The organism is Kocuria sp. CNJ-770 (genome assembly GCF_001942375.1).
GTDB classification, from domain to species: domain Bacteria; phylum Actinomycetota; class Actinomycetes; order Actinomycetales; family Micrococcaceae; genus Kocuria; species Kocuria oceani.
Genome location: NZ_MKJW01000105.1, coordinates 23,114 through 31,328, shown reverse-complemented (window position 1 = coordinate 31,328; position 8,215 = coordinate 23,114). Strand labels below are relative to the sequence as shown.

The following is an 8,215-nucleotide window of genomic DNA, read 5'->3' as shown; positions in this document are numbered from 1 at the left end:
CGGCCCTGGGCCGGCGCTCGGGCGCCCGCACCGCGCTGGCCGCGGCCGGCGCCGGCGCCGCGGCCTGGGGCTGGCTCACCGGCCGGTTCCTGATGCTGCGCATGGGCCCGGGCCCGCGGCCCGGGGACCCCGAGTTCCTGCCCGAGCTCAGCCGCATGGCCCGCACCAGCGCCGCGATCCCCGTGGCCGCCGTGCGGCACAAGCTGCGCGGCCGGTGGCGGCACCGGGGGACCGGCCCCTGGCCGGTCCCGGTGCGGGCGGTGCTCTTCGACCGGGACGGCACCCTCGTGCACGACGTGCCCTACAACGGCGACCCGGCGAAGGTGGAGCTCGTGCCCGGCGCGGAGGAGGCCGTGGCCGCCGTGCGCGCGGCCGGACTGGCCGTGGGCGTGGTCTCCAACCAGTCCGGCATCGGCCGTGGCCTGCTCACCCGCGCCCAGGTCGACGCCGTCAACGCCCGGGTGGCCGAGCTGCTCGGCCCGTTCGACACCTGGCAGCTGTGCCCGCACGCCCCCGAGGACCGCTGCGCGTGCCGCAAGCCGAGCCCCGGCATGGTGCTCGCCGCCGCCGCGGAGCTGGGCGTGCAGCCCGCCGAGTGCGTGCTCATCGGGGACATCGGCGCCGACGTCGAGGCCGCCCAGGCCGCCGGGGCCCGCTCCGTGCTGGTGCCCACGCCCGTGACCCGCGAGGAGGAGGTCGCCGCCGCGCCCGCGGTGGCCGCCACCCTGACCGAGGCGGTCGCCTCCGTGCTCGGCGCCCCGACCGGCCGCCCGGCGGTGCCGGCCGGGGCCCGGGGCTGAGCGTGGGCCGCATCCTCGCCGTCCGCCTCGACTCGGACGGGGACGTCCTGCTGACCGGCCCCGCGGTCCGGGCCCTGGCCCGGACCGGGAGCCCGGTGGACCTGCTGGCCTCGCCCGCCGGGGCGGCCGCTGCGCGGCTGCTGCCGGACGTGGAGCACGTCCTCGTGCACGCCGCGCCCTGGTCGGGGTTCCGGCCCCCGCCGGTGGACCCGGAGGCCACCCTCGGCCTCGTCGGGGAGCTCGCCGCGCGGGACTACGACCTCGCCGTGATCTTCACGTCCTTCCACCAGAGCCCCCTGCCCATGGCCCTGCTGGCCCGCCTCGCCGGGATCCCCCGCGTGGTGGGCACCAGTGAGGACTACCCGGGGTCCCTGCTCGACGTCCGGCACCGCCGCGCCGACCCGCCCGGCGGCGGGCACGAGGTCGAGGCGGCCGTGGGGCTCGCCGTCGCGGCCGGCGCGCCGCCGGCCGCCGGGGACCAGCTGCGCCTGGCCGTGCGCCGCCCGCTGCCCCCATTGCCCCCGGAGCTCGCGACCGCCGTCCCGGACGGGGGACACGTGGTGCTGCACCCGGGTGCCTCCGTCCCCTCCCGCGGGCTGACCCCCGAGCACGCCGGGTCCCTCGCGGCCGGGCTCGCGGCCGCGGGGCACACCGTGGTCCTCACGGGCGGGCCGGGGGAGCGCGAGCTCACCGCGGCGACCCGGGCGGCCGCGCTGCGCACGGTGCCCGAGGGCGCCGTGCTGGACCTCGCCGGCCGCACGGACCTGGCGGGCCTGGCCGCCGTGCTCGACGCCGCGGCCTGCGTCGTCGTCGGCAACACGGGCCCGGCCCACCTCGCCGCCGCCGTGGGCACCCCGGTGGTGTCCCTCTTCTCCCCGGTGGTTCCGCCCGAGCGGTGGGCGCCCTACGGGGTGCCGGTCGTGCTGCTCGGGGACCAGACCGCGGCCTGCCGCGGCTCCCGGGCCCGCGACTGCCCCGTCCCCGGGCACCCGTGCCTGTCCGAGGTCCCGCCCGCGGCCGTGCTGGCCGCCGTCGAGGACCTCGTGCGCCGCCCCGCGGGCGCCCCCGCCCCTGTTCCCGCACCGGAAGGAGGACCCCGTTGCGCGTCCTGATCTGGCACGTCCACGGTTCGTGGACGACCTCGTTCGTCCACGGCCGCCACACCTGCCTGCTGCCCGTGGTCGAGGACCGCGGCCCCGACGGCCGGGGCCGCGCCCGCACCTGGGACTGGCCCGCCTCCGCCGTGGAGCTCGCCCCGGCCGAGCTGGCCGACGCGGACATCGACGTCGTGGTGCTCCAGCGCCCGCACGAGCTCGAGCTGCTCGAGCGCTGGACCGGGCGCCGGGCCGGGACCGACCTCCCGGCCGTGTACGTGGAGCACGACACCCCCCGCGGGCCCGCCGTGGCCACCCGCCACCCGCTCGCGGAGCGCTCCGACATCCCGGTGGTGCACGTGACGCACTTCAACCGGATGATGTGGGACAACGGGCAGGCGCCCACCGAGGTCGTGGAGCACGGCGTCCTCGACCCCGGCCCGCTCTACACCGGACGCACCGCGAGCCTCGCGGCCGTGGTCAACGAACCCGTCCGGCGCGGGCGGATCGCCGGCACCGACCTGTTGACCGCCCTGGCCCGGGAGCTGCCCGTGGACGTGTACGGGATGGGCATGGACCAGCTGGCCGAGCACGCGCCGCACATGGCCGGGCGGCTGCACGAGAACTATCCTCAGGAGAAGCTGCACGGGGCCCTCGGCGAGCACCGGGCCTACTTCCACCCCTACCGGTGGACGAGCCTGGGGCTGGCGCTGCTCGAGGCCATGACCATCGGCATGCCGGTGCTCGGGCTCTCGACAACCGAGGCGCCGCGCGCGTGCCACCGGGCGCGGGGCTGCTCTCCAACGACCTGGAGGCCCTCGCCGCGCAGGCCCGGCACTGGCTGAACGACCCCGACGCGGCGGCCGCCGCGGGCACCGCCGCCCGCGGGCACGCCCTGAGACACTACGGCCTGGACCGCTTCCTGGCGGACTGGGACCGCATCCTGGAGAAGGTGACTGCATGAGAATCGCAATGGTGTCCGAGCACGCCAGCCCCCTGGCCGCCCTCGGCGGGGTCGACGCCGGGGGACAGAACGTCTACGTGGCCGCCCTCGCCACGGGCCTGGCGCGCCGCGGCCACGAGGTCGTCGTCTACACGCGGCGCGACGCCGTGCGGCTCCCCGACGTCGTGGAGCTCGCCCCCGGCGCGCGTGTGGTGCACGTCCCGGCCGGGCCCCCGAGCCCGCTGCCCAAGGACGACCTCGCCCCGTACATGGACGAGTTCGGCCGCTGGCTCGCCCGGGACTGGGCGCGCACCGGCGCCCCCGACCTCGTGCACGCGCACTTCTGGATGTCCGGGATCGCCGCCCGCCGCGCCGCCGAGGCCCTGCAGATCCCGGTGGTGCAGACCTTCCACGCCCTCGGCGCCGTCAAGCGCCGGCACCAGGGCGCGGCGGACACCAGCCCGGCCGGCCGGCTCGCGGCGGAGAACGAGATCATCGCCGCCGCTGACCTGCTCCTGGCCACCTGCCGCGACGAGCGTGCCGAGCTGCTCGCCCTGGGCGGGGACGACTCCCGGATCGACGTGGTGCCTGCGGGGTGGACCTGGACGCCTTCGTCCCCGCCCCGCCGCCCACGGGCCGGCGCCGGCCCCGGATCGTGGCCCTCGGCCGGCTGGTGGAGCGCAAGGGCGTCGACGTCGTCGTGCGGGCGCTGGCCGAGCTGCCCGAGGCCGAGCTCGTCGTGGCGGGCGGCCCGGAACGCGCCGACCTCGACCGCGACCCCGAGGCCCTGCGGCTGCGCGCGCTGGCCCGCGAGCTCGGCGTGGACGGCCGCCTGGAGCTGCTCGGGCGCGTGGACCACGACGACGCCGCGGCCCTGCTGGCCGGCGCGGACGTCGTGGCCTGCACCCCCTGGTACGAGCCGTTCGGGATGGTCCCCCTCGAGGCGATGGCCTGCGCCCGCCCCGTGGTCGGCACCGCCGTGGGCGGGCTGCTCGACAGTGTGGAGGACGGCGTGACGGGCCTGCACGTGCCCCCGCGCGACGTCGCCGGCACCGCCGCCGCCCTGCGCGCCCTGCTGGAGGACCCCGAGCTGGCCGCCCGGATGGGCCGCGCCGGCCGCGAGCGCGTCGAGCGGATCTTCGGCTGGGAGCGGGTCGCGGAGGAGACGGAGCGCTCCTACGCCCGGGTGCTCGAGCGCCACCGGCGGGAGCACCCGCCCCTGCGCGACCGGACCGAGCTGTGGCTGGAGACCCACGCGCACGAGCTCGCCGTCGCGGCCCGCGAGGCCGCCCGGCACGCCGACGTGGTGGACCGCTGGGGGGCCCGCCTGGCGGGGCTGCTGACCGACGGCGGGCGCGTGCTCGCCGCCGGCAACGGCGGCAGCGCCGCGGAGGCCCAGCACTTCACCGCCGAGCTCGTGGGCCGCTTCGTCGACGAGCGCCGCCCGCTCTCGGCCCTGTGCCTGTCCGCCGAGACCTCCAGCCTCACCGCGATCGCCAACGACTACGGCGCGCAGGAGGTCTTCGCCCGGCAGGTGGGCGCCCACGGCCGGGCCGGGGACGTCCTGGTCGTGCTCTCCACCAGCGGGCGCAGCCCCAACGTGCTGGCCGCCGCCGAGCGGGCGCGCGAGCAGGGGATGCACGTCTGGGCGCTCACCGGCCCGGGCCCGAACCCGCTGACCGAGCGGGCCGACGAGGTCCTCACGGTGCCCGCCGCCAGCACCTCGGTGATCCAGGAGGTGCACCTGATGCTGCTGCACGCCGTGTGCGCGGCCGTCGACGCCCGGCTGGTCCCGGCCGCGGAGGAGCCCGCGAGCGGGCACGGGCGGACCGGGGAACTCGCGGCGCGCGACGCCGTGCGGGCGGGGGTCGCATGAGCGCGGCACGCATCGTGGTGGTCGGCGACGCCCTGCTGGACCGGGACGTGGCCGGGACCTCGACCCGGCTCAGCCCCGACGCCCCGGTCCCGGTGGTGGACGTGGACGCCGTCTTCGCCAGCCCGGGCGGGGCCGGCCTGGCCGCGCTGCTGTGCGCGGAGCCCCCGGCGGTCGGGGCCGTCCCGGCCCGGGTGACGGTGACGCTGCTGGCGCCGGTGGCCGAGGACGACGCCGGCCGGCAGCTGGCCGACGCGCTCGGGGAGGTCCGCCTGGAGCGGCTCGGCCACGAGGGCGGGACCCGCACCAAGACCCGGATCCGCAGCGCGGGCCAGACCCTCGTGCGCGTGGACGAGGGCGGACCCGGCACCCCGGTGGGGGTCACGACCGCGCAGGTGGCCGCCGTCCTGGCCGGGGCCGACGCCGTCCTGGTCTCCGACTACGGGGGAGGCGTCAGCACCGACCCCGCCGTGCGCGCGGCGCTGGAGGAGCACGCCCGGACCGGCGTGGTCGTCTGGGACCCGCACCCGCGCGGCGGCGCCCCGGTGCCGGGCTGCGCGCTCGTCACCCCCAACGCCGCCGAGGCCGCGGCCGCCCTCGACGCCCCGGGCACGCCCCGGGACCTCGCCGCCGGGCTGCGCCGGCACTGGGCCGCCCGCGCGGTGGCCGTCACGGCCGGGGCGGACGGGGCGTACCTGGCCACGGCCACTGGCGTGGAGCTCGTGCCGGCGGCGCCGGTGCAGAACACCGACCCCTGCGGCGCGGGGGACCGGTTCGCCTCCGCGGCGGCGCTGGCCCTGGGCGGCGGCGCCCACGTGACCGCGGCCGTGGAGACCGCCGTGGAGGCCGCGGGCCAGTGGGTCGCCGCCGGCGGCGCGGCCACCTACCGCACCCGCCGCGCCGCGGGGTGCACGCCCGGCCGGCCCTGCACCCGGGTGCCGAGCGGCTGCCCGGGAGGTGCAGGAGCTGCTGAGCGAGGTGCGCGGGCGCGGCGGGACCGTGGTCGCCACCGGCGGCTGCTTCGACGTGCTGCACGCCGGGCACATCGCCTCCCTGGACGCCGCGCGGCGCCTCGGCGACGCCCTCGTGGTGCTGCTGAACGCCGACGACTCCGTGCGCCGGCTCAAGGGCCCGGGCCGGCCCGTGGTCGGCGAGGCCGACCGCGCCCGGGTGCTGAGCGCGCTGCGCAGCGTCGACGCGGTCGTGCTCTTCGACGAGGACGACCCCCGCGCCGCCCTGAACCTGCTCCGCCCCGACGTGTGGGTCAAGGGCGGGGACTACACCCCCGAGCAGCTGCCCGAGGCCGCCGACGTGCGCGGCTGGGGCGGGCGGGTCACCGTGCTGCCCTACCTCTCGGGGCGCTCCACCACGGCCATCCTGCAGCGGGCCGGCCGTGAGGGCTGAGCCGGTCGCCGTCCAGGGCCTTCCCGCACCCGGGCGGTGCACCGTGGATCCGGCCACCATCGGGACCGGGGACGTGCTCGTGCTGCGGGCCCTGGGCCTCGGGGACTCGCTGACCGCCGTGGCCCCGCTGCGCGGCGTGCGCCGGATGCTGCCCGACCACCGCATCGTGCTCGCCGCCCCGGAGCCCGTGGGCTCCTGGCTGACCGAGCTCGGCGTGGTCGACGGAGTGCTGCCCCAGTCCGGGCTGGTGCCGCTGCCGCGGGTGCGCGGCGGGCACGTGGCCGTGAACCTGCACGGGCGCGGCCCGCGCAGCCACGAGCTGCTGCTGGCCTCCGGGCCCGAGCGGCTCGTCGGGTTCGCCGCCCCGGAGGCCGGGCACACCGGACCGGCCTGGCGGCGGGACGAGCACGAGGTGCACCGCTGGTGCCGGCTGGTGAGCGAGGCCGGCGGCCCGTGCGGCCCGGAGGACCTGCTCCTGCGACCCCACCGCCCCGCACCCGCCGGGGCCCCCGTGCTCATCCACCCGGGCGCCGCCTCCGGCTCCCGCCGCTGGCCCGCCCCGCGCTGGCGGGAGGTCGCCCGGGCGCTCGTCGCCGACGGCCACCGGGTCGTCGTCACCGGCTCCCCGGCCGAGTCCGGGCTCGCCGCCGCCGTGGTGGACGGCGTGGACGGCGCCGAGGACCGCTGCGGCACCCTGGACCTGGCCGGGCTGGCCGCGGCCGTCGGGGAGAGCGCCGCGGTGCTGAGCACGGACACCGGCGTGGCCCACGTGGCCACCGCCCTGGCCGTGCCCTCCGTCGTGCTGTTCGGCCCGACCCCGCCCGCGTGGTGGGGCCCGGCCGTGGACCCCGGGCTGCACACGGTCCTGTGGCACGGCGACCCGTCCGCGCCCGCCTGGGGCGACCCGCACGCGGCGGAGCTCGACGAGCGCCTCGCCGCCGTCACCCCGGACGAGGTCCTGGCCGCGGCCCGCTCCCAGCTCGCCGCCGCCCGCACCTGAGACCGGCCGGCGCCGCGGCCTGCGCCGGCCCCACCACCCCTTGTCGATCCAGAGGAGCACCGTGAACCCCACGCCCGACGTGACCACCCGCCCGATCCGCCGCGCCGTCGTGACCGGCGGCGCCGGCTTCCTCGGCAGCCACCTGTGCACCGAGCTGCGCCGCCGGGAGGTCGAGGTGGTCTGCCTGGACAACTTCCTGACCGGCTCCGCGGCCAACATCGAGCACCTGGTGGGCGACCCGGGGTTCCGGCTCGTCCAGTGCGACGTCACCGACTACGTGCACGTGCCCGGCGACGTGGACCTGGTCCTGCACTTCGCCTCCCCGGCCTCCCCGATCGACTACCTCAAGCTGCCCATCCACACGCTCAAGGTCGGCTCCATCGGCACCCACCACGCCCTGGGCCTGGCCAAGGACAAGGGCGCGCGGTTCGTGCTCGCCTCCACCTCCGAGGTCTACGGCGACCCGCAGGTCCACCCCCAGCCCGAGAGCTACTGGGGCCACGTCAACCCGGTCGGCCCCCGCGGGGTGTACGACGAGGCCAAGCGCTTCGCCGAGGCCCTCACGGTCGCCTACCGCGCCGAGCACGGCGTGGACACCGGGATCGTGCGGATCTTCAACACCTTCGGCCCGCGGATGCGGCCCTTCGACGGCCGGGCCATCCCCACCTTCATCCGGCAGGCCCTCGCGGGGGAGCCGCTCACCGTCGCCGGCGACGGCGAGCAGACCCGCTCCGTCTGCTACGTCTCCGACCTGGTGCGGGGCATCCTCGCCCTGGCCGGGAGCGGGCACAGCGGACCGATGAACATCGGCAACCCGCACGAGCTGTCCGTGCTGCAGATCGCCCGCGACGTCATCGCCGCCACCGGGTCCTCCTCGGCCGTGGAGTTCGTCGACCGCCCGGTCGACGACCCCAAGGTGCGCCGCCCCGACACCGCGCTGGCCACGGAGGTCCTCGGCTGGGCCCCGGAGGTGCCCTGGAGCGAGGGCCTCGAGCGCACGGTCGAGTGGTTCCGGCAGAGCGCCGCCGCCCGCCCGGTCTCCGCCGCCCCGGGTCTCGGCTGAGGCGCGCCCGGCGGAAGTGCCGGGCCCGGGCCGGGCGC

At 78.5% G+C, this 8,215-nt stretch carries 8 protein-coding genes and 2 pseudogenes; all 10 read left to right on the top strand.

From position 1 onward, the window contains the following. Positions 1-800 (top strand): HAD-IIIA family hydrolase (locus tag BJF77_RS12200; protein ID WP_139318557.1); only part of this gene is annotated, 800 nt, incomplete at its 5' end. Between the two features lie 2 nt (positions 801-802). Then, positions 803-1,912: a glycosyltransferase family 9 protein gene (locus BJF77_RS12195; protein WP_075872328.1), complete on the top strand. Its 1,110-nt coding sequence runs from the start codon at positions 803-805 to the stop codon at positions 1,910-1,912. Then, positions 1,900-2,739, top strand: a complete 840-nt coding sequence (locus tag BJF77_RS12190) for a glycosyltransferase family 1 protein (protein ID WP_255396249.1) — start codon at positions 1,900-1,902, stop codon at positions 2,737-2,739. Before BJF77_RS12195 ends, BJF77_RS12190 begins: the two co-directional genes overlap by 13 nt. After that, the gene (locus tag BJF77_RS21870) at positions 2,670-2,858 is read left to right on the top strand and encodes a hypothetical protein (RefSeq protein WP_255396248.1); all 189 of its coding nucleotides are present in this window, start codon (positions 2,670-2,672) and stop codon (positions 2,856-2,858) included. The genes BJF77_RS12190 and BJF77_RS21870 overlap by 70 nt, the downstream gene beginning before the upstream one ends. Beyond that, positions 2,855-3,373: pseudogene (locus tag BJF77_RS21865) on the top strand (glycosyltransferase); the annotation flags it as partial. The gene BJF77_RS21870 and the pseudogene BJF77_RS21865, both read left to right, overlap by 4 nt. A gap of 119 nt (positions 3,374-3,492) precedes the next feature. Beyond that, positions 3,493-4,713: a glycosyltransferase gene (locus BJF77_RS22375; protein ID WP_304440997.1), complete on the top strand. Its 1,221-nt coding sequence runs from the start codon at positions 3,493-3,495 to the stop codon at positions 4,711-4,713. Further along, a pseudogene (locus tag BJF77_RS21855) lies at positions 4,710-5,534 on the top strand (PfkB family carbohydrate kinase); the annotation flags it as partial. The gene BJF77_RS22375 and the pseudogene BJF77_RS21855, both read left to right, overlap by 4 nt. A gap of 133 nt (positions 5,535-5,667) precedes the next feature. Beyond that, on the top strand, positions 5,668-6,114 hold the full coding sequence (rfaE2, locus tag BJF77_RS21850) for a D-glycero-beta-D-manno-heptose 1-phosphate adenylyltransferase (RefSeq protein ID WP_255396247.1): 447 nt from the start codon (positions 5,668-5,670) through the stop codon (positions 6,112-6,114). Then, complete coding sequence (locus BJF77_RS12170; protein ID WP_255396246.1) at positions 6,104-7,114, top strand: glycosyltransferase family 9 protein; 1,011 nt, start codon at positions 6,104-6,106, stop codon at positions 7,112-7,114. The genes rfaE2 and BJF77_RS12170 overlap by 11 nt, the downstream gene beginning before the upstream one ends. A 61-nt stretch (positions 7,115-7,175) precedes the next feature. Further along, entirely contained in the window at positions 7,176-8,177 is a 1,002-nt protein-coding gene (locus tag BJF77_RS12165; RefSeq protein ID WP_075872324.1) for a UDP-glucuronic acid decarboxylase family protein, read from the top strand. Positions 8,178-8,215 lie beyond the last annotated feature (38 nt).